At 41.9% G+C, this 22,211-nt stretch carries 21 protein-coding genes and 1 pseudogene; 13 read left to right on the plus strand and 9 right to left on the minus strand.

Features of this window, described 5'->3' with window-relative positions:
• Positions 1 to 35: 35 nt before the first annotated feature.
• Together FMM05_RS16315 and FMM05_RS16320 are read left to right on the plus strand one after the other, a co-directional pair.
• On the plus strand, positions 36 to 941 hold the full coding sequence (locus FMM05_RS16315) for a helix-turn-helix domain-containing protein (protein WP_143374466.1): 906 nt from the start codon (positions 36 to 38) through the stop codon (positions 939 to 941).
• A 90-nt stretch (positions 942 to 1,031) separates the two neighbouring features.
• On the plus strand, positions 1,032 to 1,859 hold the full coding sequence (locus tag FMM05_RS16320; RefSeq protein WP_143374467.1) for an SDR family oxidoreductase: 828 nt from the start codon (positions 1,032 to 1,034) through the stop codon (positions 1,857 to 1,859).
• Between the two features lie 85 nt (positions 1,860 to 1,944).
• Here FMM05_RS16320 and FMM05_RS16325 read toward each other — a convergent pair whose 3' ends face one another.
• From FMM05_RS16325 to FMM05_RS16350, 6 genes are all read right to left on the minus strand, one after another.
• A complete protein-coding gene (locus FMM05_RS16325) occupies positions 1,945 to 2,544 on the minus strand; it encodes a MarR family winged helix-turn-helix transcriptional regulator (protein WP_143374468.1) in 600 nt (199 codons plus the stop codon).
• A gap of 4 nt (positions 2,545 to 2,548) precedes the next feature.
• Positions 2,549 to 3,247, minus strand: coding sequence for a type 1 glutamine amidotransferase (locus tag FMM05_RS16330; protein WP_143374469.1), 699 nt, complete (start codon positions 3,245 to 3,247; stop codon positions 2,549 to 2,551).
• Between the two features lie 43 nt (positions 3,248 to 3,290).
• Positions 3,291 to 3,551 (minus strand): DUF2024 family protein, encoded by a 261-nt coding sequence (locus FMM05_RS16335; RefSeq protein WP_143374470.1) that lies wholly within the window; start codon positions 3,549 to 3,551, stop codon positions 3,291 to 3,293.
• A 68-nt stretch (positions 3,552 to 3,619) separates the two neighbouring features.
• Positions 3,620 to 3,853 (minus strand): thioredoxin domain-containing protein, encoded by a 234-nt coding sequence (locus FMM05_RS16340; RefSeq protein WP_143374471.1) that lies wholly within the window; start codon positions 3,851 to 3,853, stop codon positions 3,620 to 3,622.
• Positions 3,854 to 3,985: 132 nt separating this feature from the next.
• A complete protein-coding gene (locus FMM05_RS16345) occupies positions 3,986 to 4,444 on the minus strand; it encodes a GNAT family N-acetyltransferase (RefSeq protein ID WP_143374472.1) in 459 nt (152 codons plus the stop codon).
• 11 nt (positions 4,445 to 4,455) lie between these two features.
• Positions 4,456 to 5,517, minus strand: a complete 1,062-nt coding sequence (locus FMM05_RS16350; RefSeq protein ID WP_235894421.1) for a glycosyltransferase family 9 protein — start codon at positions 5,515 to 5,517, stop codon at positions 4,456 to 4,458.
• Positions 5,518 to 5,780: 263 nt separating this feature from the next.
• Here FMM05_RS16350 and FMM05_RS16355 point away from each other — a divergent pair, with 263 nt between their 5' ends.
• Both FMM05_RS16355 and FMM05_RS16360 read left to right on the plus strand, forming a co-directional pair.
• Positions 5,781 to 6,764 carry an aldo/keto reductase gene (locus FMM05_RS16355; RefSeq protein ID WP_143374474.1) on the plus strand — a complete coding sequence of 328 codons (984 nt, stop codon included), beginning with the start codon at positions 5,781 to 5,783 and terminating at the stop codon, positions 6,762 to 6,764.
• Between the two features lie 87 nt (positions 6,765 to 6,851).
• On the plus strand, positions 6,852 to 7,322 hold the full coding sequence (locus FMM05_RS16360; protein WP_143374475.1) for an OsmC family protein: 471 nt from the start codon (positions 6,852 to 6,854) through the stop codon (positions 7,320 to 7,322).
• 8 nt (positions 7,323 to 7,330) lie between these two features.
• Here FMM05_RS16360 and FMM05_RS16365 read toward each other — a convergent pair whose 3' ends face one another.
• Entirely contained in the window at positions 7,331 to 9,256 is a 1,926-nt protein-coding gene (locus FMM05_RS16365) for a M1 family aminopeptidase (RefSeq protein WP_143374476.1), read from the minus strand.
• 207 nt (positions 9,257 to 9,463) lie between these two features.
• On the opposite strand from FMM05_RS16365, the gene serS reads away from it, so the two are divergent.
• The 5 genes from serS (at position 9,464) to mgtE (ending at position 15,304) form a co-directional block, all read left to right on the plus strand.
• Positions 9,464 to 10,735: a serine--tRNA ligase gene (serS, locus tag FMM05_RS16370; RefSeq protein WP_143374477.1), complete on the plus strand. Its 1,272-nt coding sequence runs from the start codon at positions 9,464 to 9,466 to the stop codon at positions 10,733 to 10,735.
• A gap of 169 nt (positions 10,736 to 10,904) precedes the next feature.
• Positions 10,905 to 12,686 carry a tetratricopeptide repeat protein gene (locus FMM05_RS16375; protein WP_143374478.1) on the plus strand — a complete coding sequence of 594 codons (1,782 nt, stop codon included), beginning with the start codon at positions 10,905 to 10,907 and terminating at the stop codon, positions 12,684 to 12,686.
• Positions 12,687 to 12,813: 127 nt separating this feature from the next.
• Positions 12,814 to 13,134, plus strand: a complete 321-nt coding sequence (locus FMM05_RS16380) for a DUF4286 family protein (RefSeq protein WP_143374479.1) — start codon at positions 12,814 to 12,816, stop codon at positions 13,132 to 13,134.
• Positions 13,135 to 13,182: 48 nt separating this feature from the next.
• Positions 13,183 to 13,962 carry a 16S rRNA (adenine(1518)-N(6)/adenine(1519)-N(6))-dimethyltransferase RsmA gene (rsmA, locus tag FMM05_RS16385; protein WP_143374480.1) on the plus strand — a complete coding sequence of 260 codons (780 nt, stop codon included), beginning with the start codon at positions 13,183 to 13,185 and terminating at the stop codon, positions 13,960 to 13,962.
• Positions 13,952 to 15,304: a magnesium transporter gene (gene mgtE / locus FMM05_RS16390; RefSeq protein ID WP_143374481.1), complete on the plus strand. Its 1,353-nt coding sequence runs from the start codon at positions 13,952 to 13,954 to the stop codon at positions 15,302 to 15,304. Before rsmA ends, mgtE begins: the two co-directional genes overlap by 11 nt.
• 17 nt (positions 15,305 to 15,321) lie before the next feature.
• Here mgtE and FMM05_RS16395 read toward each other — a convergent pair whose 3' ends face one another.
• The gene (locus FMM05_RS16395; protein ID WP_143374482.1) at positions 15,322 to 16,305 is read right to left on the minus strand and encodes a hypothetical protein; all 984 of its coding nucleotides are present in this window, start codon (positions 16,303 to 16,305) and stop codon (positions 15,322 to 15,324) included.
• Between the two features lie 148 nt (positions 16,306 to 16,453).
• On the opposite strand from FMM05_RS16395, the pseudogene FMM05_RS16400 reads away from it, so the two are divergent.
• From FMM05_RS16400 to FMM05_RS16405, 3 genes and pseudogenes are all read left to right on the plus strand, one after another.
• A pseudogene (locus FMM05_RS16400) lies at positions 16,454 to 17,404 on the plus strand (2-hydroxyacid dehydrogenase); the annotation flags it as partial.
• A complete protein-coding gene (locus FMM05_RS21195) occupies positions 17,384 to 17,797 on the plus strand; it encodes a VOC family protein (RefSeq protein WP_262711237.1) in 414 nt (137 codons plus the stop codon). The pseudogene FMM05_RS16400 and the gene FMM05_RS21195, both read left to right, overlap by 21 nt.
• A gap of 140 nt (positions 17,798 to 17,937) precedes the next feature.
• Complete coding sequence (locus FMM05_RS16405) at positions 17,938 to 18,330, plus strand: DUF805 domain-containing protein (RefSeq protein WP_185965612.1); 393 nt, start codon at positions 17,938 to 17,940, stop codon at positions 18,328 to 18,330.
• Positions 18,331 to 18,364: 34 nt separating this feature from the next.
• Here FMM05_RS16405 and FMM05_RS16410 read toward each other — a convergent pair whose 3' ends face one another.
• On the minus strand, positions 18,365 to 20,188 hold the full coding sequence (locus FMM05_RS16410; protein ID WP_143374483.1) for a GNAT family N-acyltransferase: 1,824 nt from the start codon (positions 20,186 to 20,188) through the stop codon (positions 18,365 to 18,367).
• A 376-nt stretch (positions 20,189 to 20,564) separates the two neighbouring features.
• Here FMM05_RS16410 and FMM05_RS16415 point away from each other — a divergent pair, with 376 nt between their 5' ends.
• Positions 20,565 to 22,166: an ELWxxDGT repeat protein gene (locus FMM05_RS16415; RefSeq protein ID WP_185965613.1), complete on the plus strand. Its 1,602-nt coding sequence runs from the start codon at positions 20,565 to 20,567 to the stop codon at positions 22,164 to 22,166.
• Positions 22,167 to 22,211 lie beyond the last annotated feature (45 nt).

Raw genomic sequence — 22,211 nt, forward strand, 5'->3', positions numbered from 1 at the left:
ACAGCAATGTGCTGCTTTTTCCGTAATTTTACTGTATGATCAAACAGCAAACGCTTGCCGACTATGCTGCGGCATACCCATACCAAACCCAGTCGGCACATGGTGGCGGGCACTTTGTGGCGCTACGGCTTAACGATTTTACCGAGGAAAATGTAAAAGCCACTACCATATACAGCCGTAAAGATTTTTATAAAATATCGCTGCTTACCGGCGACGCTTCTTATTTTTATAACGATAAGAAATATACCATAGCACCGGGAGAGTTTGCGCTTATTTTTACCAATAGCGAGATACCCTACCGCTGGGAAATACACAGCGGTGGCTGCGACGGTTATGCCTGCATGTTTACCGAAGACTTTTTACCTATTCATACCTACCTGAGGCCATCGGACTGGGCAGTGTTTGGTGCCGAGTCACAGTCGGTTTTTATGCTGACTAACGAGGAAAAGGAACGTTTTGAAACCCTGTTCTTAAAAATGATAGAAGAGCAGGATTCAGCTTACCAAAATAAATACGACCTGTTGTTTTTATACGTGCTGGAGTGCATACACGGTGCTTTAAAACTTCAGCCCGAAATACAATCGCGTACCCATACTGCCGCTACCCGATTAACCGATTCGTTTAAAATGCTGCTTGCAGGGCAGTTTCCGCTGGCTACGCCCATGCAACAAATAATGCTACACACCCCACAGGCATTTGCCAATAAACTATTGGTACATACCAATTATTTAAACCGTGCTTTAAAAACGGTAACGGGCAAAACCACAAGCCAACTGATAACCGAGCGCATCATGCAGGAGGCGCGTGCCCTGTTGCTACATTCTAACTGGAGCATCAGCCAGATAAGCTATTGTTTAGGTTTTGATGAACCCACACACTTTGCAAAGGCTTTTAAAAAACACACCGGGCAAATACCCTCAGCATTGCGCAATGCGGTTTGATTTACGCCTGCTTTGGTTTGAAATACGTTCGTCTTCGCCCTGCATCCTCCTGTAATTTTGTAGTGTTGTTTAATACTAAAAACACCTCTTATGAAAACATGGTTTATTACCGGTACTTCAACCGGATTAGGACGTATACTTACCGAAAAATTATTACAACAGGGCCACCGCGTGGCGGCCACCGTTCGTAAAGAAGATGCACTGGCCGACCTTCAGTCGCAATATGGCGACCGTCTTTGGGTTGCCATTCTTGATGTTACCGATACCACCGCTATTAAAAAGGTGGTAAATAAGGCTTTCGCCGATCTTGGACGTATTGATGTTGTGGTTAACAATGCAGGTTATGCCCTGTTTTGCTCGGTAGAAGAAGCCGCTGATGAACAGATAGATCATCAGATAGCCACTAACATTACAGGCTCTGTACAGGTAATACGTGCTGTACTGCCGCACTTGCGTGCACAGGGTGGGGGAAACATACTGCAGTTGTCCTCAGCCGGAGGGCAAACAACCTATCCTAACTTTAGTTATTACCACACCACTAAATGGGCTGTAGAAGGCTTTTGTGAGACGATTGCCCAGGAGGTAGCGCCCTTTAATATTGGAGTAACCATTGTTGAACCCGGCGCCCACAAAACAGCTTTTGCTTCGGGCATGGTTACAGCTCCGGTTATGGAGGCATATGATGCCACACCTGCCGGCGATGTGCGCAGGGCTATTGCAGCGGGTACTTTCCCTATTAAAGGCGATGTAAATGTAACCGTTCAGGCTATGATAGATGTGGTTGAGGTAACTCCCGCACCAAGGCGACTTACCATGGGCCGTGATGCATATACCGATGTACGTGCATCTCTTGTTGCCAGGTTAGAGGCATTGGATGCCCAAAAAGAACTGGCTCTTTCATCTGAAATTGAAGATTAAATACTGTTCTAACCAAATAACAAAAGCAGCATATTTTATGCTGCTTTTGTTATTTGGTTAGAACTGCGGTTGGTTTTAATAACTTTCAAACGGCTTCGCTAAACTCGTGGCAGTCTATCCTTAAATCGGCTATAGCTAAAGGCTGTTTTAGCAATCCGCAAAAGTAGGTATTGTCATCAATGCTAAAATGCCTGCAGTTTTTGCAGGCGCGCTGTACCTTTATAACACCCTGACGGTTTAGCTTAACTATAATCCCCGAAATAGTGCCCCAAAGCAACTCCTGTTCTGCGCCGCTTATGCCTGATAACAGGTGGCTTATGGGGTTGGTGAAATCCTCGGTTTCATGAACTATTTTTTTGCCGCTATCGGTAAGGTGCAGATAAAAACTCCGTGAATCTGCCGCATCATTTATTTTTTGGAGCAGCTTTTTTTGCTCCAGTATTTTTACGGCATCACTTACGGTAGGCTTGGTAATACTAAACTCTTTTGCCAGGTAGCTTACCGTATTTTTTTCGGGGGAATGGTAGTGCACAAATATCATAATTTGGATTTGTACCGGGCTAAGGCCATATTCTTTTGCTTTTTCCCACAGCAGGGTCTTAAATACATGCGAAAGCCGCTCCAGGCCTGCAACTATCTTGTTGCCGGTGCTTTCGTTTTGTATGTTAAGATTAAATACCGACATAAATTTATTGTTTCGATGCAAAATGATTGAGGATGCGGTACATAAGCGCATTATTGCCGGCTATGAGGTTCTCCTGTGCCAATATAAAATCAGCCGGCTGGGTATATTTTGCACCATCTAATTCTTCTTTGCCAAAAGTAATCATTTGCGCTAAAGATTCTTTGGTAACTTCTAAATGAAATTGCAGCCCCAGCACACGATCACCATACAAATACGCCTGGTTTTTGCATGCTTCACTAAATGCTAAAAGTTGTGTGCCCTCAGGAAGGCTAAAGGTTTCGCCATGCCAATGAAAAACTTCCTTAGGTACTGTTTCATCAAAAAGTAAATTGATTTCATTATCCGGGCCGTAAATGGGAAACCAGCCTATTTCCCTATGCTTATTTTGGTAAACTTCTGCGCCAAGTACCGATGCTATTAGCTGAGAGCCTAAACACACACCAATTACTGTTTTACCAGCTTGTATGGCACTGCTAATAAACTCTTTTTCACTGTTTATCCAGTTAATGGTATCGCCATCGTTAGCGCTCATGGGGCCGCCCATAATAATAAGCCAGTCTATAGCATCAATAGCGGGAAATGCCTCATCGTTATATAATCGGGTATTTGTAAGCTCGTGATTGTTACTTAGTGCCCACTCGCTAATACAGCCGGGGCCTTCAAAAGATACGTGTTGCAGGTAATGTATGCGTAGGCTTTTCATAACAGATTTTGGTAAGATGAATTTAATGCTAAAGTAAAAAATATTAACAGCCTTCCATTTCTATAATGTAATAACCTTTTGCCACTATAGCTTCTTCAATGGCCGGCGTGGCGCGCTCCATGTGGCAAAAATTGCACTCCTGTGCGCTTAATGTACTGCTTTCTTGTTGTTTTGTGGCAAGGTAATCTTTACCAAAACTGTAAATGGTTTCAAGGTCGGTTATTTCGTCCGGTGCAAGAATATCAAAATGCATCTCGCTACCATCTTTTTTAGTTATATAGGTATCCCAAACTGCTACTTTCATAATGTTTATTTTTTAATGATTTGATCTTAAGAAATAAGCGGCAGGCCCTGCCTGCCGCCAGATTTAATTTAGGCTTTAACCTCATCTATAGAAGCGCCGTAGTTAATGTGTAGTACATTGCCCGTAGGCGTAATTAGTGCCGGAACCGATTTAACTCCTGCATTTTCTGCATCAGCAATCCTGTCTTTTGCATCGCCTAAGTGAACAACTTCTACATTATCTTCTCCAATAAGTGCAATAATGTCTTGCTCTGCACTAATGCAAACCGGGCAGCCTGCGTGATAAAAAACTGATTTTGCCATGATAAATTTTTTTACGTTGTTTGACTTATTTGTCATTGCAAATTTAGTAAGGAATCCTAACTAAAATAATTATTATCATAATATTTTTCTATCGCAGTATAGCACTTACTTATAGGTAGGAAAATTAGTTTTTTAAATATTGATTATAGCTTTTTGCATACAAACACTGTTCTCAATACCTTCATACTGACCGTAATTAGGTATAGCATTGTAACCACTTTTTTTGTAGAGTGCTATAGCTTCGGGTTGTTTTTTTCCGGTTTCCAGAATGCAGGAATTAAAGCCGAGTCCGGCAGCCCATTGTTCCAACTCAGTTAAGACTTTACCGGCAATGCCTTTGTTACGATAGTCGGGCAGTACATACATTCGTTTAACCTCGGCGACACTGCCATTGTACAGCTTAAAAGCACCGCAGCCCACGGGAATGTTATCATTAAAGGCTACTACCACATTTTTAATCAGGTCTACTTTATTAAATTGCGCATAAAAACTATGGTCTTCGCCATCGCGCTCCGCAAGGTCTTCATCCAGAAAACTTACCAGATACCTAAAATCTTTATTATCAGAATCTGTCCTTTCAAGTCGAAGCATAGCAGCAGGTATTAATTCTTAACCGATTTTATTTGAGGGATCAGCCCAAGGGCATACGCAGTTTGCCTGGCTTTATCCAGTATGTTTCGGGTAGTGGCCAGCCATTGCTCTACACTTGTAGTGCGGGTATCTACAGCTGTGCTGTAGTTAGCATAGGGCCCAAAGGTTTCGGGGTTGGTAAAGCCAAACAGGCCAATGGTAGGGGTTAATGATGCGCTTGCAAGGTGCATAATGCCGCTATCGGCACCAATAAAGGCTTCGGTGCTGGCAATAACAGCTGCAATTTCGCGAACATCATTACTATAAAATGTAGGAGCTTTAAAGTCTATTTGCGATACGTTTTCTTTAGGCAGTATCTCTACAATATTATGATTGGGGAATTGCTCTAAAAGCTGGTTGTAAAACAACTCCCAGGCATCCTCAGAGTAACATTTGGCACCCGTGGCAAACGTAAATATGCTGAGTGTTTTTTTATTTGTATCTACCAGGTTTTTAAGTACCTCATTGCCATGCTCAAGCTCCTGGGCCGATAATTTTAAGTCCAGCGGTGGTATGGGTGCAGTGTTCTCTTCAAACCCTATTTGCGTTAAAAAGTTCCTAAAGTCGTAAACCGGGTGCTTGGCTATATGGTTGTAATCAGGGTATTTATCACTAAGGCCTTCGGCACCGCCAAATATCTTTAAGCCTGCCCTTGCAAATTGCGCCGATAATCTCCCAGATGAAGAGTGCGGAACCACGTTTATTACCAGATCATAGCGTTTCTTTTTAATTTTAATCCAGGTGTTTATATACTTAAGCAACTCATTAAAAGGCTTTCGGGGCAGTTGTATAATACGATCTACATTTGGGTAATTTTTAAAAACAACTTCAGCCAGTCCCCCCTTTACAAACAGGTCTATCTTACAATTAGGGAAGGTTGCCACAACATCCTGTATTAGGGGTGTAATAAGCAGTATGTTGCCCAGCCTGCCGTTAGGCCTGCTTATAAGCACTCTTTTAATATCTTTATTAACACCGGCATTTGGATTTTTAATATACGATGCACTGCCTACATTTTTGGTTAGGCGTATCATTAATCTCTTTCGTATGTTGTTTAATCTTTTAGGTACTTTCATGCCTTACAATGCTAAATTTTTATGCGGATTGTGTTTGTATTTTAAAAATTGCTCACAAAATATAACAAAATTAAGATATGTCATAAATTTTATAATGCTCTTAACAATTCATTGATTGAAATTTAAGCAATAATTAAGTATTTTATATAAATGGTAAATTTATTTACCCTCATTGCTTATTTAATTAACTTCGGGCTTCAAAAAATGAAAAGACATAAAAAATGAAATATAGAGATTTTAAAGGAGAGGCTATTGCCGAGGTTGGTTTAGGTACATGGCAACTGGGCAGTGCCGACTGGGGCGTGCTGGATAATAGACAGGCATTTGAAATTTTACAAGCATATACTAATGCAGGTGGTAATTTTATAGATACCGCCGATGTATATGGTATGGGCGTGAGCGAAAAATACATAGGCGAATTTTTAAAAACTACAGATAAGCCTCTCTTTGTAGCTACTAAACTTGGCCGCAGGCACGACGGTACCAACGGCTGGCCTCAAAATTTTACATACGATGCCATTAAGCGCCATGTAGAAGATTCGCTTACCCATTTGGGTTTAGACCAGTTATTCTTAGAGCAATTGCATTGCATACCTACTGATGAGCTGCGCCGTGGCGAAGTGTTTGACCATTTGCGTAAAATACAACAGGAGGGGCTTATAAAGCACTTTGGGGTTAGTGTAGAAACATCTGAAGAGGCACTAATTTGCCTGGAGCACAAAGATGTGGCATCGCTGCAAATTATATTTAACCTTTTTAGGCAGCACCTTGCCGATGATTTTTTTGCTAAAGCTCAGGAGCAAAATGTTGCCCTCATAGCGCGGGTTCCTTTAGCAAGCGGATTGCTTAGCGGTAAATTTACCAACGATACTACTTTTGCCGAAAGCGATCATCGTAATTATAATGCCGATGGCGGCGCCTTTAATGTAGGTGAAACTTTTAGCGGGGTTCCGTTTAAAGATGGTGTTGCGTTTGCCGAGGCGATTAAGGGATTATTGCCCGATGACAGCCTGCCACAACAGGCCATTAGATGGATATTAGACCATCCGGCTATTACTACTGTGATTCCGGGTGCCAGTAAGGTAAGCCAGGTAGCATCTAACATCGCTGCATCCCCTCTTGAACCGTTTGATGAAGTCACAATGCTGGAGCTTCGCAACCTTTATGATGCGAAGATAAAAGCGAAGATACGCGGGGTGTATTAGTGTATATAGTTCATTTTCAAATATCAAAAGTCGCTTTTTAGGCGACTTTTGCATTTTTAGTATTGTTTTAATTACTACATTTAATATATGGTAAAGCATTATTATAACATCCTTACGACCTGGACGGGTAATACCGGCCAGGGTACCGAAACATACACGGCTTATGAGCGTGCGTTTGAGGCGTGGGTAAAAGGCAAGCCTAAAATTAAAGGATCGTCTGACCCTAATTTTAGGGGTGACAGTGCGCGCTATAATCCAGAAGAACTTCTTGTAGCATCATTATCCTCCTGCCATATGCTTTGGTACCTTCACTTATGTTCAGTATCCGGTGTGATTGTGCTAAGCTATACCGATAAAGCTGAAGGCCTGATGGAGGAAACTGAGAATGGTGGTGGCCGCTTTTCGCGTGTAGATCTTCATCCTGTTGTTGGCTTACCGGATGCAGCTATGATAGATAAAGCCATAGAGCTGCATACCCAGGCACACGAAATGTGTTTTATAGCTAATTCCTGCAATTTCCCGGTTTATCATAACCCTGTTTGTACAGTGGCTACTTAATTACTCCTTTATTCTTTTATAAATTTTAGTTGCGTACTACCCTGGTTGGTTACCAGTTTAATAAAGTGTATACCGCTTGCAAGTCTGTTTACATTCCAGCTTGTTTCGCCGCCGCCTTTAAGAACTTCCTGCCCCAGAGTGTTGTAAAAAACAGCTTCTTCTATAGTTATACCCGCAGGTAATTGTAAATTTAACTGGCCAGATGTTGGGTTAGGATACAGCTTAATACTATTTAGCAGGCTAACTTTATCTGTACCCAGGGTTAAGCTAACAGTATTAGCAGCAGAAATAATATCATAATCGGCGTTAACTTCTACGCTTGATATCGTAAAAGGTACGGAGATAGTAAATTGCTGGTTATTTTCGGTATGATTAGCCACATAATCTAACACTTCACCCTGCACTCCGTAAAATCGTATAGGCACAGGCCCTTCAAAAAAATCAACCGAAGGGTGCGATTGTACCTGGCTGAGCGTTAGTAATGCTGTTCCGGGGGTATTAAGCACATCGGCATTATAGGATGGGTATCCCTGATTGTACACCCAGTCGTTAAAAAACTCATCAAGTTCAACGCCCGATGTCTCTTCCAAGTGCGCCTGTAAATCAGGAGTTTTTGCATAACCGTAGGCAAGGTTAGCATCAGCAAGGTAATTTTTAAGTGCCTGGTAAAAAGCGGTGTCGCCCAGTTTAAAGCGCAGCATGTGGGCAACCATAGCACCTTTATTATAGGTTAGCCTGCTGCTAAATATACGGCCACTGTCTAGAGTATCATTATCGGTAAGGTAAACGCTGCCATCGGGTGCGGCCGTAATGCTGGATATTCTGTTAAAGCGCCAGCTCCTGAATTCAAAATCGCCATCCTGCTCCTCAACCACAAGGCCGGAAAGGTAGGTGGCAAAACCTTCGTTAAGCCAGATGTCCTTCCATGAGCCGCAGGTTATTTTATCGCCAAACCACTGGTGTGCCAGTTCGTGTGCAATAAGCTCACGGCTAAACCCGCCCATAAAAGAAACGGTTGTGTGCTCCATACCGCCGCCAAAGCCGCATTGTGCATGGCCGTATTTTTCTTCGTGAAAAGGGTAGGTTTCAAACGTAGCTTCATAAAAATCCATTATAGGCACGGTGCTGTCTAATTGCGATTGTACACTTGGCAAAAACTCAGGGTAAATATAATTTACAATGGGAAAGGTATTTGGTGCCGTACCCGCCTGGATGGTATAAACCGAATAGTTACTAACCGCTATGGCAATAAGATAGGCCGGTATAGGATAGTTATGTTTAAAATAAGTGGTTTTAGTGCCGTTTCCATTTACCTGTTGGGACTGCTCAACGCCATTACTAACGCTAACGTATTGAGATGGTGCAGTTATGTAAACATCTATGCCGTCATCAACCTTATCGTTAAGGTCCTGTTTGCAAGGCCACCAGTCTTTAGCCCCATAGGGTTCAGATAACGTCCATAAAACGGGCGAATCACCGTGGAATCCTGCTACAAAAGCTTCCTGCTCCCATGATGGTGCGCCAGAGTAGTGAATAACCACTGTGCCCTCTGTGCCTTCTTGTTGTATAGTAGGGAAAGTTATAACAAGCTCATCATTATTATTTTGGTCGAATGATAGCACAGTGCCGTTTTTAGTCACAGTACTTACGGTAAGGTTGTCATCCAGATCAAACGTAATGGTTTCCATGTTTTCTAAGGCCGTAAATGTAGTAGTAACAATACCGGTAACAAACTGTTCGGCAGGGTCTACAGTAAATTCAAGGGTATGGTGGGTTACATCATAATTACCGGTATTAATATTTGCTGTAAAATTAATAAGGTTAAGCCCTGATTTCATTTCGGCCTCAACAATAGTATTCAGGTCGGTATCATTATTCTGTGCAAGGCATCCTAAACTAAAAAGGCCTGCTATTAAAAGCGTAAAGTTTTTCATAAGCAAAAAAAAATTTATCAAATATAAATATAAAAGGCTGAAATTGTGTTGTAAATTATGCAATGCTTAACCAAACAGCAACAAAAAGACGCCTATGTTACATACTAACGTATTTTAGCATATTAAAGTTGTAAACGAGGCTTAAAATAGTACCCCTAAAATTAAAACAAATCATTAAATTTGCTCACTTTATAAAAAAAGACAACCATGTTACAGACAGCATTTATTAGGGAAAACAGAGACAAAGTAATACAGGCGCTGGGTAAACGCAATTTTGATGCAACCCCGCTGGTAGACGAGGTAATTGCACTCGATGAAAAAAGGAGGCACACCCAGGTAGAACTGGATACCATATTATCTGAATCCAACAAGCTGTCTAAAGATATTGGCGAATTGATGAAGGCAGGCGAAAAAGCCAAGGCTACACTGCTTAAAGAACGTACCGGCCAGTTTAAGGAAAAGAGCAAAGAGCTTTCTGAAATTCTTGCTACTACTACCGAGGCATTAACGCAAGTGCTTTATAAACTGCCTAATACCCCTGCCGATATTGTACCGGTAGGCAAAACCCCGGAGGAGAATGTTGAGATACACCGCGAAGGCGACATACCAACACTTTTTGAAGGTGCATTACCACATTGGGACCTGATTAAAAAATACGATATTATAGATTTTGAGCTTGGCGTTAAGATAAGCGGCCCCGGTTTCCCGGTTTACAAGGGTAAGGGTGCCAAACTGCAACGTGCGCTTATAGCTTACTTTTTAGACAAAAATACAGATGCAGGTTATAACGAGTACCAGGTGCCGCACCTTGTTAACGAGGCGTCAGGCTATGGTACTGGGCAGTTGCCCGATAAAGAAGGCCAGATGTACCACGATGCTGCTGATGACCTTTACCTTATACCAACATCTGAAGTGCCGGTAACCAACATTTTTAGGGATGTTATACTCGCCGAGAACGAACTGCCTGTTATGGCAACGGCCTACACGCCGTGTTTCCGTAGGGAGGCAGGTTCATGGGGAGCCAGTGTAAGGGGGCTTAACCGCCTGCACCAGTTTGATAAGGTAGAGATAGTGCGTATAGAGCACCCTGACAACTCATACGCAGCCTTAGATGGCATGGTAGAGCACGTTAAAAACCTGTTGCAGGAGCTTAAATTACCGTACCGCATACTACGCCTTTGTGGTGGCGATATGGGCTTTACATCGGCCCTTACGTACGATTTTGAAGTCTTTTCAACCGCGCAGGACCGCTGGCTGGAGATAAGTTCTGTTTCTAACTTTGAAACCTTCCAGGCCAACCGCCTTAAACTGCGTTTTAGAGATAAAGAAGGCAAAAACCACCTGGCGCATACCCTTAACGGAAGCTCGCTTGCATTACCGCGCGTACTTGCCGGTATATTAGAAAATTACCAAACGCCGGAAGGTATTGTTATACCGGAGGTACTTAGGCCATATACCGGATTTGATATAATAAATTAGTATATTTGTTACTAAGCGTGTGTGATGTAACGCGGATGACGCGGATTTTACAAATTTTCACGGATTTTAATATCATGAAAGCTAAAATTCCATTACACACGTTTCTATATAAAATCTGCGTAGATCCGCTTAATCAGCGTCATCCGCGTTCTAAAAATGGTGCTGAGGGATGAAAAAACTATTTCTATATATTGCCTTTGTTTGCTCATTTTCGGCGTTCGCCCAAAATGAACAGCTTGCCTATAACTACTTTGAAAAAGGCGAGTTTGAGAAAGCTCTTGTAATTTATGAGGCGCTTGCAAAAAGCCAGCCGGGCAATACTTTTTACATTCAAAAGATAGCGGCATCACAGCAACAGCTTAACCAGTTTGATAAAGCAGGTAAACTCCTTGCCGATATGTACGATAAAACGGGTCAGCCACTATTGTTAGTAGAGATCGGCTACAACTACCAGCGCCAAAAAGACCAGGCCAAAGCCGATAAATTTTACAAACAGGCCATTGATGCGGTTGCCCAAAATCCGTCTAACGTATATTCGGTTGCCAACACGTTCGAGCAAAAAGTACTGGTTCAGCAAGCCATTAAAACCTACGATGCTGCCACTGCCGTAAACAAAAGTATGAACTTTGATTACCAGGTGGCACTCTTACAAGGTCAGCTTGGCAATATGGACCTGATGATAGAAAAGCTGCTGGCGTACAGCTATAGCAACCAGCAAAACCTTGTTGTGGTACAAAACCAGCTTTCGCGTTTTATGAATGAGGAGGGCGGTAATGAAACCTTTAACGCATCATTGCGCAAAGCGCTTTTACTTAATACCCAAAAAACACAGGATATATTCTGGAATCGGTTCCTTAGCTGGTTCTTTGTGCAGCAAAAAGAATATGGCAAAGCGTTTATCCAGGAGAAAGCGATTTTTAAGCGCGACCCGGATATGTTCTTCAACATCGTTAACCTTTCTAAAATGGCGATGGAGGAAAATGAAGATGCCACGGCACGCGAAATACTGGCGTTCATCCTTCAAAATACAAAAGAGCCGGAACTGCTTATGCAGGCGCAATTTGATCTACTCACTATGGATATTGAAGTAGCCCAGGAAAAAGACTACCCTGCCCTTAAGCAACGTATTGATACCCTTATGGCCGAGTATGGTGTTACGCCGTATTCGCTCGATCTGCAAATACTAAAAGCCGACTTTGAAGCTTTCCATTTAAAAGATACCAAATTGGCGGTTGCAACGTTAGAAAAAGCACTTCAGCTACAGCTGAGCAAATACCAGCAGGCTGAGGTTAAAATGAAACTGTCGGATGTTTTGTTGCTGGATGAAAAATTTAACCAGGCTATTATATACTACGCGCAAATAGAAGAAGACCTTAAAAACGATGCTGTGGGCCATATGGCGAGCTTAAAAGTAGCACGCAGCAGTTACTTTAAAGGCGATTTTAAATGGGCTGAAAAGCAACTTAAAGTGCTTAAAAGTAATGCATCGCAGCTTATTGCCAATGATGCGCTGGAGATCTATCTGCTCATTATAGACAACACCGCCGAAGACAGCACCCAAACCGCACTTAAAAAATTCGCAAAAGCCGATTTTAAGCTGTATCAAAATAAAAAGGCCGAGGCGCTTGCCGGTTTTAAAGAACTATTGGCCAGCGACCAGACGAAGAGCATACAGGATGTTACCCTGCTGCGCATTGGGAAAATATACGAAAGCCAGGGGCAAAACGACCTTGCGCTGGAGCAGTACCAAAAAATTATAGAGAACTATAAAGAAGGTATTTATGTAGATGAGGCGCTGTTTTTCTCAGCAGAGATATATAACAAAAAACTGCAACAGCCGGAAAAGGCTAAACCCCTGTATGAAAAGGTATTGTTTGAGCACCAGGACAGCATTTACTTTATAGAGGCGCGCAAACAGTTCAGGCTGCTTAGGGGTGATACTAACAGTTAATATTGCGATTATCAGGATTTGTAGCTGCTATTGTAATCTTTCAATAAAAATTACAATAAATTTATAAAGCCATAACGGGAGTTAGCAGTATCTTTGTTACTTACACAAACAACCAAACTATATTGCCATGATAATTTATAACGTAACCAGTAATGTAGACGACAGCATTCATGAAAAATGGATGGCATGGATGATGGAAGATCACATACCTAAAATAATGGCTACCGATAAATTTTACAAAGTAAAGATTGTAAAGGTATTGGGAGACGAGCAACACGGTGGTACTACCTATTCGGTACAATATTTTGCCGATAGCCGCGAAAAACTAAACGAATATTACAACGACCATTCGCCTAAGTTGCGTGCCGAAAGCGCAGGACTTTTTGGCGATAAAATATTACAGTTCCGTACAGAGCTGGAAATTATAAAAGAATTTAAATCGGTATAGCAATATACCTGCCCTGGCCTGTTATGGTGCGGGCTGTTACACATACACATGGATAAAGTTAAAGCCAAAAAGCACCTTGGGCAGCATTTTTTAAAAGACGAGGGCATAGCAAAAGATATTGCCGATACCCTTACCCTGCAGGGCTATTCTAAAATACTGGAAATAGGCCCCGGTATGGGCGTACTTACAAAATACCTGTTAGACAAACCAACAGAAACTTTTGTTATCGAGATAGATACTGAATCGGTTGAATATCTTAATGCGCATTACCCAAAACTGGAAGGGCACATTATCTCTAAAGACTTTTTGCGCTACAACCTGAGTGAAGATTTTGGAGACGACCAGTTTGCTATTATCGGTAACTTTCCATACAATATTTCTACTCAGATCGTTTTCAGGGCACTGGAGTTGCGTTACCGCATTCCGGAGTTTTCGGGCATGTTTCAAAAAGAAGTGGCACAGCGCATTTGCGAAAAAAAAGGCACTAAGGCCTATGGTATATTATCGGTACTTGTACAGGCTTTTTATGAGGCCGAATACCTCTTTACCGTAGATGAACATGTGTTTAACCCGCCGCCTAAAGTTAAGAGCGGGGTACTGCGTTTAACCCGTAAAGAAAACTACCACCTGCCGGTAGACGAAAAGCTGTTTTTTGCTGTGGTAAAAATGGCTTTTAACCAGCGCAGGAAAACACTTCGTAACAGTTTAAAAACATACAACCTCTCGGAAAATTTAAAGGAAGATACTATCTTTGACCTCCGTCCGGAACAACTTTCCGTGGAGCAATTTATAGACCTTACCCAAAAAATAGCGGCCAATGGAATTTAAGATCAGCAGGGATTTCATCACCCAGATAGAGCAATATGTTAGTGAAAACCGTGAGAATGAGCTACAGGCCCTTCTTGCTGACATACACTACGCCGATATTGCCGAAATAATGGGTGAGCTGGATGACGCTGATTCTATTTACATTTTCCACATACTCGACAGCGAAAAGACGGCAGAAATACTGCTTGAGCTTGACGAAGAGGTTAGGGAAAAGATCTTAAAAGGCCTTTCGCCTAAAGAAATTGCCGAAGAGCTGGATGAGCTTAGCACGGATGATGCGGCAGATATTATTGCCGAATTACCCGAAGGCCGCCAGGGAGAGGTAATCTCTGAACTTTTAGACGTAGAGCACGCCAAAGACATCGTAGACCTGCTTCGTTATGACGAAGATACGGCCGGTGGCCTTATGGGTAAAGAGCTTGTAAAAGTTAATGAAAACTGGACAGTACTTACCTGCGTTAAAGAAATGCGCATACAGGCAGAGAACGTTCAGCGGGTACACTCAATATATGTGGTAGATGATGAGAACCGCCTTAAAGGCCGCCTTTCGTTAAAAGACTTACTTACCACAAGCACCAAAACCCCAATTAGTGAGGTTTATATTCCTAAAGTAGACTCGGTTAAGGTTACAACCCCCGATGTTGAGGTAGCCCGTATCATGCAAAAGTATGACCTTGAGGCCATACCTGTTATAGATGAACTGGGCCGCCTTGTAGGCCGTATTACCATTGATGACATTGTAGACGTTATTAAGGATGAAGCCGACAAGGATTACCAGTTAGCAGCGGGTATCTCCCAGGACGTTGAGGCCGATGACAGCATTATAGACCTTACCAAAGCACGCCTGCCGTGGCTGGTATTGGCGCTATTGGGTGGCTTTATTAGTGTAAAGCTGCTTAATAGTTTTAGCGGTGCCATGCAGTACCATAAGGAGTTGTTTTTCTTTACGCCGCTTATTGCCGCGATGGCGGGTAACGTAGGTGTGCAGAGTAGCGCTATTATTGTGCAGGGTTTGGCGAATAACAGTATATCTGGTTCGTTGTTTAACCGTTTAATAAAAGAAGTCTTGCTAAGCCTTTTAAACGGCTCGTTACTTGCCCTTATATTAATTGCCGGCAGCCATTTGCTGCTGGGAGTTAGCTATGAAGTTGGCCTAACGGTAAGCATATCGTTAATCTCGGTAATTATAATTGCCTCACTTATAGGTACGTTTATACCAATCCTCTTAAACAAAATGGGTATCGACCCGGCACTTGCCACCGGTCCATTTATTACCACCAGTAACGATATTTGCGGTATCCTTATTTACTTTTCTATCGCCAAGCTGATACTTGGGTTTTAAAGTTTTAGATAAGTCCGTTAAAACATCACTTCGATCAGATTGATTATCTTGTCTTTTATATAAAACATTATGTAGCCATCAGTACCAATAAGCTGCACATCATAATAGTAATTATTGGTAATATCATTTAATGATGCGCCCCAGTTCTTAAATTTTGTAGAGTTAGGGTAGCACTCATACAGCTTTTCTTCAAGGTCGCCTATTTTTATACCGTCAACTTCAAATACTACAGCATTAGGGAACGTATAAGGCATTTTAGAAGCCTTCAATTCTGATATCTGGTTGCTTTTTCCGTCAAATTTTATTTGGAGGTTATTAAGCCAGTATTCTTTTTCTATGGTAACCATCTGCCCAAAAACCGTATCGGTTCGCGCCACCTGAAACCGCGTAATGTCCTTCTCAAAACTCTTCCGGGTGTGTTTGTAAAGCCTTTTATCATTTATTAAAATCCTGCTATAGGGTATAGAGTCAGATTTGTTAGCTGCAAGCTCTCCTGAAAAATCACGCGCAAAAAACTTCCTGAAATCATCTGTCAGTGCCGAATCCAGTTGCTTTTTGGCATCCATGTACTCATTTTCTTCACCATCAAAAAAGATAGAAAGATTGTTGGCAGTGGTATAAATAGTATCGCGAAAGCGGTTAACTTCTACCACATACATGTTGGGTATAACCGTGCCTTCCGGGTTATCTATATTCATAAATACATTAGGGGCAATTTGTTTTTGGCCGGTTTTCTTTTCGCAGGGCGATGGTACTTTCTCCCAGCTATCTTTAGCTTCTTTTTTTAATCGTAGCAGGTTATAAGCCAGTTTATTATCACTGCTTTGTGCAGCCTGTATGTAATACCCCAGTCGTTGCTCCTGTTTCATGTAGCCTTTTATGGTGCAGGGGCCGTTTTTAAATGTGTTAATAAGGCGGTAGGCCGTTACACGGGTATTGTCATAATTTTGCTGGGCAAAGCAGCTATATCCTATTAAGAGCAACAGGGCAACGTATTTCATAACGTAAGGTTTAGAAATGTAAACGTATGAAAAACAATTATATTCTACAAATGTAGAATTGATTTAGTTTTAATACATGCCCCCAAAATCTTTGCGAATCTTTGTGCCTTCTTTGTGTAACTTTGTGTAAGAATAAAAACCATATACTATGTCGCAAAACATAAAAATACTCCATATAGACAGCAATCATCCACTGCTTTGGGAGCAGCTGGAACAGGCCGGCTTTGCTAACGAAGCCGATTATAAATCTTCCAAGCAGGAAATTGAGGCTAAAATTGCCGGGTATAACGGTATTGTTATCCGCAGCCGTTTTAAGATCGATAAAACCTTTTTAGATGCCGCTACTAACCTGCAGTTTATCGCAAGGGTGGGAGCAGGGCTGGAGAGTATAGACACCGCTTATGCCGAAAGCAAAGGCATAGCGCTTATTGCCGCGCCCGAGGGTAACCGCAACGCGGTGGGTGAGCAGGCGCTGGGCATGCTGTTATCTTTATTTAATAACCTTAATAAAGCCGACCGCGAAATCCGTAGCGGCCACTGGATACGCGAGGGTAACCGCGGGCATGAGCTGGATGGTAAAACGGTAGGTATTATTGGTTACGGTAACATGGGGCAGTCATTCGCTAAAAAGCTGCGCGGTTTTGACGTTGAGGTACTGTGTTATGATATAAAGCCGTACGTAGGCGATGCCAATGCGCGACAGGTGGAGCTGGATGAATTTCAGCAGAAAGTGGATATAGTGAGCCTGCACACCCCGTGGACTCCCGAAACCGATAAAATGGTAAATGCCAACCTCATTAGCGGGTTTGCAAAGCCGTTATGGTTTATTAATACGGCAAGGGGTAATAGTGTAGTTACTCAGGACCTAACAGATGCCCTTAAATCGGGTAAAATATTAGGTGCAGCGCTTGATGTACTGGAGTATGAAAAACTTTCATTTGAGCATTTATTTACAGATGAAGCCATGCCACAGGCTTTTGAATACCTGCTTAACGCCGATAACGTATTGCTTACCCCCCACATAGCAGGGTGGACGTTTGAAAGCCACGAGCGCTTGGCACAGGTAATAGTAGATAAAATTAAAGCAGTATATTTTGGCGAAGCTGCACAGGCCCAAACAGAAGCGAAGGTTACGGGTGTTGGCGGTTTTTTCTTTAAGTCGGAAGACCCTAAAGCTTTAAGGGAATGGTATAAACAACACTTGGGGATGGATATTAACGATTACGGCTGCACTTTTACCTGGAAAGACGATAACGGGAATGATGCCGCCACACAATGGTCGCCTTTTGGGGAAGACACCAAATATTTTGAACCTTCGCAAAAGCAATTCATGCAAAACTTCAGGGTGCAGAACTTTGATGCGTTAATTACGCGGCTTAAAGCTGCTGGGGTTACTCTTGTGGGCGAACCTGAAAGTTACGACTATGGTAAGTTTGGATGGATACTGGACCCCGAAGGAAACAAGATAGAATTGTGGGAAGCTATTGGTTAAGCTTTTTATAATGTTTATAAATAAGCTTTTGCGGTTTAAAAAAATTATTGTTACTTAGCTATAACGTGTTAGCTGAATCACGATAAAAGCAGGGAGTAACCGAAAATCCTTACGAGTAGGCCAACCACAACAATTAAATTATGATAGAATGGTACTTAAAAGTAGTTAGGGATAACTACGCAAATTTTGAAGGCAGGGCCAGAAGAAGCGAATACTGGTATTTTACCCTTTGTAACTTTATAGTTATAGCTATACTTGCAGCACTGGTTTATGTTTCGAGTATTTTTACCTTTGTTTATGGGCTATATGCTTTGGCAGTGCTTGTGCCAAGTATTGGGGTAGCAGTAAGAAGGCTTCATGATGTAAACAAAAGCGGATGGTTTTATCTTTTAGCCTTTGTACCGTTAGTTAATATTTACATATTAGTATTGTTCCTTACGGAAGGTACAACCGGCCCTAACGAATTTGGCCCTGATCCTAAAAACCCAATTGGTACAGAATTTAACGATATCGGCAGGCCCGATACTTTTTAATAACAAAAAGCCCAGTTACTACTGGGCTTTTTGTTTATATATGCTCTTCGCCTTTTTCGGCAACTTTACGTTCCAGTTCGGCTAAAAATTCTTCCATTACGGGTCGTACGGTGCTCTCGGGCAGGTCGGCTATCCTAATGTACATTAAACCGTCTACAGAGTTATTAAACAGCGGGTCTACATTAAAGGCAATAACCCTGGCATTTTGCTTAATGTACTTTTTAATTAGTACCGGCAGGCGCAGGTTGCCCGGCTCTACCTCCTCAATTATCTTATCAAACTTATTAAGGTCGGCTTCAGCCTCATTAAATACAAAATCTTTATCGCCATCTTTAAGCTTAACCTTGTACTCCTTTTTAGGGTGAACGTATTGCGCTATATAAGGGTCGTAATAATGTGATTTCATGAACTCTATCATAAGCGACTTAGAGAAATCAGAGAACTGGTTGCTAATACTCACACCGCCTATAAGGAATTTATGTTCAGGGTAATGAAGCGTTAAATGCACAACGCCTTTCCATAATAAGAAAAGCGGCATGGGCTTTTGCTGGTACTCTTTAATAATAAAGGCACGGCCCATTTCTATCGATTTGCTCATCATGTCATACAGCTCGGGCTCAAACCTAAACAGGTCGTGCAGGTAAAAACCGTCTATACCGTATTTTTTATATATCTGTGCGCCAAGCCCCATACGGTATGCGCCTGCAACCTGCTTTGTGTCATCATCCCATAAAAACATATGGTGGTAATACTTATCGTACTGGTCTAAGTCTAACGACTCATTAGTGCCCTCACCCACAGCGCGGAAGGTAATTTCGCGCAGTCGGCCCAGTTCATGTAATATAGCAGGTATCTTATCAGCCGATGTAAAGAACACCTCGTAGTTTTTGCTTTGCAGCAAACGGGCATCTACTTTACGCAGTTGCTCAATTTCGGCCACAATCTTATCCTGGTGTGCCGGCCCGGCAATTTGCTTAGGGCCTTTATTAAGCTTCAGGTTAAGGTTGGATGTATAGGTATCTATAAGGTTGGTTTCCTTTTCGTAAGGATTGGCCAGCATATAGGTTTTTTTACGTAAAAATTCAGAGTAGGCCTCAATGGTTTCATGTTCAGCCTGTTCGGCAACGCTTATTGGCTTACCTATACGTACTTTAATAACCCTGTTTTTTTGGGTAAGCAGCTCACTTGGCAGCTTTGCAGTTCGCAACGTATCGCTAATTTGCGAAAGCCAGTAAAACAGGCGGCTGTTCTTGGCATGAAAGTAAATAGGTACTACAGGTACGTTAGCTTTTTTAATAAGCTTAATGGCTCCTTCTTCCCAGGGTTTATCTACAACAAGCTTGTCATCTTTATAGGTAGAAACTTCCCCGGCAGGAAATATACCCAGCGGTTTATTTTCCTTTAAATGTCGCAATGCATCTTTAATACCTGTAACGCTGCTTTTCGCATCCTTATGGTTCTCAAAAGGGTTAACGGGCATTACGTAAGGTTTAAGCGGCTCTATGCGGTGCAGTAAAAAGTTAGCTATAATTTTAAAATTAGGCTCACGTTCTACCATAAGTTTTAAAAGCAGTATGCCATCTATACCTCCCAGCGGGTGGTTAGATACAGTAATATAAGCACCTGTTTTAGGCAGGCGTTTTAGGTCTTCTTCGGGTATTTCAAACTTTATCTGGAACTCGTCAAGTATGGCATTCAGGAATTCTAAGTCGCTTAGTTGTTTATTTCTGTCATAAATTTTATTCATGGTAGAAATCTTCAGTACCTTCATTAACAGCCAGCCTGTAAAAGTCCCTAAAAACCCATATTTATCAGCTTTAATTGCTTTCGCAACTTCTTTAGCAGTAACTAAACTCATCTACATTTTGTGTTTCAGGCGAAAAGCAAAGATAGCAATTATAGCGAAACGCTAAAGGGTATACGCTTTTTAAATTGATTTGTTAAAATATTGTCTATTTAGTTGCAATTAAAGCAATTGTATTGCGATTTGTGTTAAAGCCGATGCGTCATTTATAACGGTAAAGCCATATGTGCATTTACATAGCGCATTTAAACATTGTAAACTCAAAACGAAGCATTATTAAATTGTTATTTATAACACATTGATTTCCTGTTCTTCTAAAACTATCGGCGCGTTTTGCCTTTAGTATGTAAAGATGTTAATTGTGAGAATTAACTTTACTGTTTAGGGTGTGTTATTTACATTTATGGTTATTACAATTAAATTTCTATACATGAAAAAGATCATTACTACATTACTGTTTTTTAGTTTAAGCGGCGCCTATGCGCAAAACCAACAAACCGTAGAACTTATTAAGGACATTAATCCCGGCAGCGAGGGCGCAGGCATAATGCAGCCTGTAGAGTTTAATGGCAAACTTTATTTCCCGGCCGATGACGGCGAGCACGGCCGAGAGCTATGGGTAAGCGATGGCACCGAAGAAGGCACCCATCTTGTAAAGGACATTAGCGCTGCAGGCGAATCATCTATTACATTCCTTACAGAGGTAAATAATAAGCTGGTGTTTTCGGCTAATGGAACTTCCGGAGACATTGAATTGTATGTTACCGATGGTACCGAAGAAGGTACAGTATTGCTGAAAAACATTAATCCAACAAGTAGCTCAGTGCCATCTGATTTTACAAAATTGGAAGATAAAGTAATTTTTGTAGCCAATGATGGCACTACAGGAAATGAACTTTGGGTAACCGACGGCACTGCCGATGGCACGGTACTGCTAAAAGATATTAACCCTAACGGCGACTCGTACCCATATGGATTTATTGAATATAATGGTAAGCTGTATTTTCAGGCCGATAATGGCACTAACGGTAGCGAACTTTGGAGCACTGATGGCACAACGGCCGGTACTACTATGGTAAAAGATGTTTTTGTGGGAGGCGACTCGTACCCAAGGAGTTTTGGTATCCTTAATGACCTTCTTTTATTCAGGGCTGATGATGCCGAGCATGGCGATGAACTTTGGGTAACCGACGGTACTGAGGCAGGCACAACGTTTCTTATAGATATTAACACCGCAGAAGGCGAAGGCAGCAGCATTAATGAGTTTACACTGGTTAATGGCAAGTTGTACTTTAGGGCAAGGACTGCCGATAATGGTATGGAGTTATGGAGCACCGATGGTACAGCCGCAGGCACAGCTTTGGTAAAAGATATTTTTCCGGGTGTTGAAGATTCTTTCCCCGGGGCATTAACCGAATATGATGGCAAGGTATACTTTCAGGCAACAGATGGCGTACACAACACCGAGCTTTGGGTAAGCGATGGCACCGATGCCGGTACATATATGCTTAAGGATATTCACCCAACTAATTATAGTGCACCAAATGAATTTATCGTGTTTAACAACCTACTGTATTTTGTAGCCGATGACAGTACTAACGGCAGTGAACTTTGGGTAACCGACGGTACTGAAGAGGGTACTTACAAACCTATCGCGGGTCAGGACGAGGCCGTGAGCCCTTTATACTTTATACCGTTCTCTACTATTTACAATGATGAACTGTACTTTAAAGCAGAATATGGTACTACCGGTGCCGAATTATGGAAACTGGGCGAGCAGGTAGCCGGACTTGACGAAGCAGGCTTTAGCAAAAATGTTACAGTATACCCTAACCCGGCATCTGATAAATTAACTATTGCTTTGGCAAACGGTACGGTGCAAAATGTAACTGTGTTTTCTGTAACCGGTAAAAAAGTACTGGAGAGTGCTACTGAAAGTGTTGATGTTTCTGGACTTAGCGCCGGGCTTTACATTGTAAAAGTACAGGATGATAACAACCGTGTACTTTTTAATAAGATCGTAAAACAATAGGCTTTATTTTTAATTACCGGGTTTTATAAACAGAGGCTGCCCTAA

Source organism: Flavobacterium zepuense (assembly GCF_007097145.1).
GTDB lineage: Bacteria > Bacteroidota > Bacteroidia > Flavobacteriales > Flavobacteriaceae > Flavobacterium > Flavobacterium zepuense.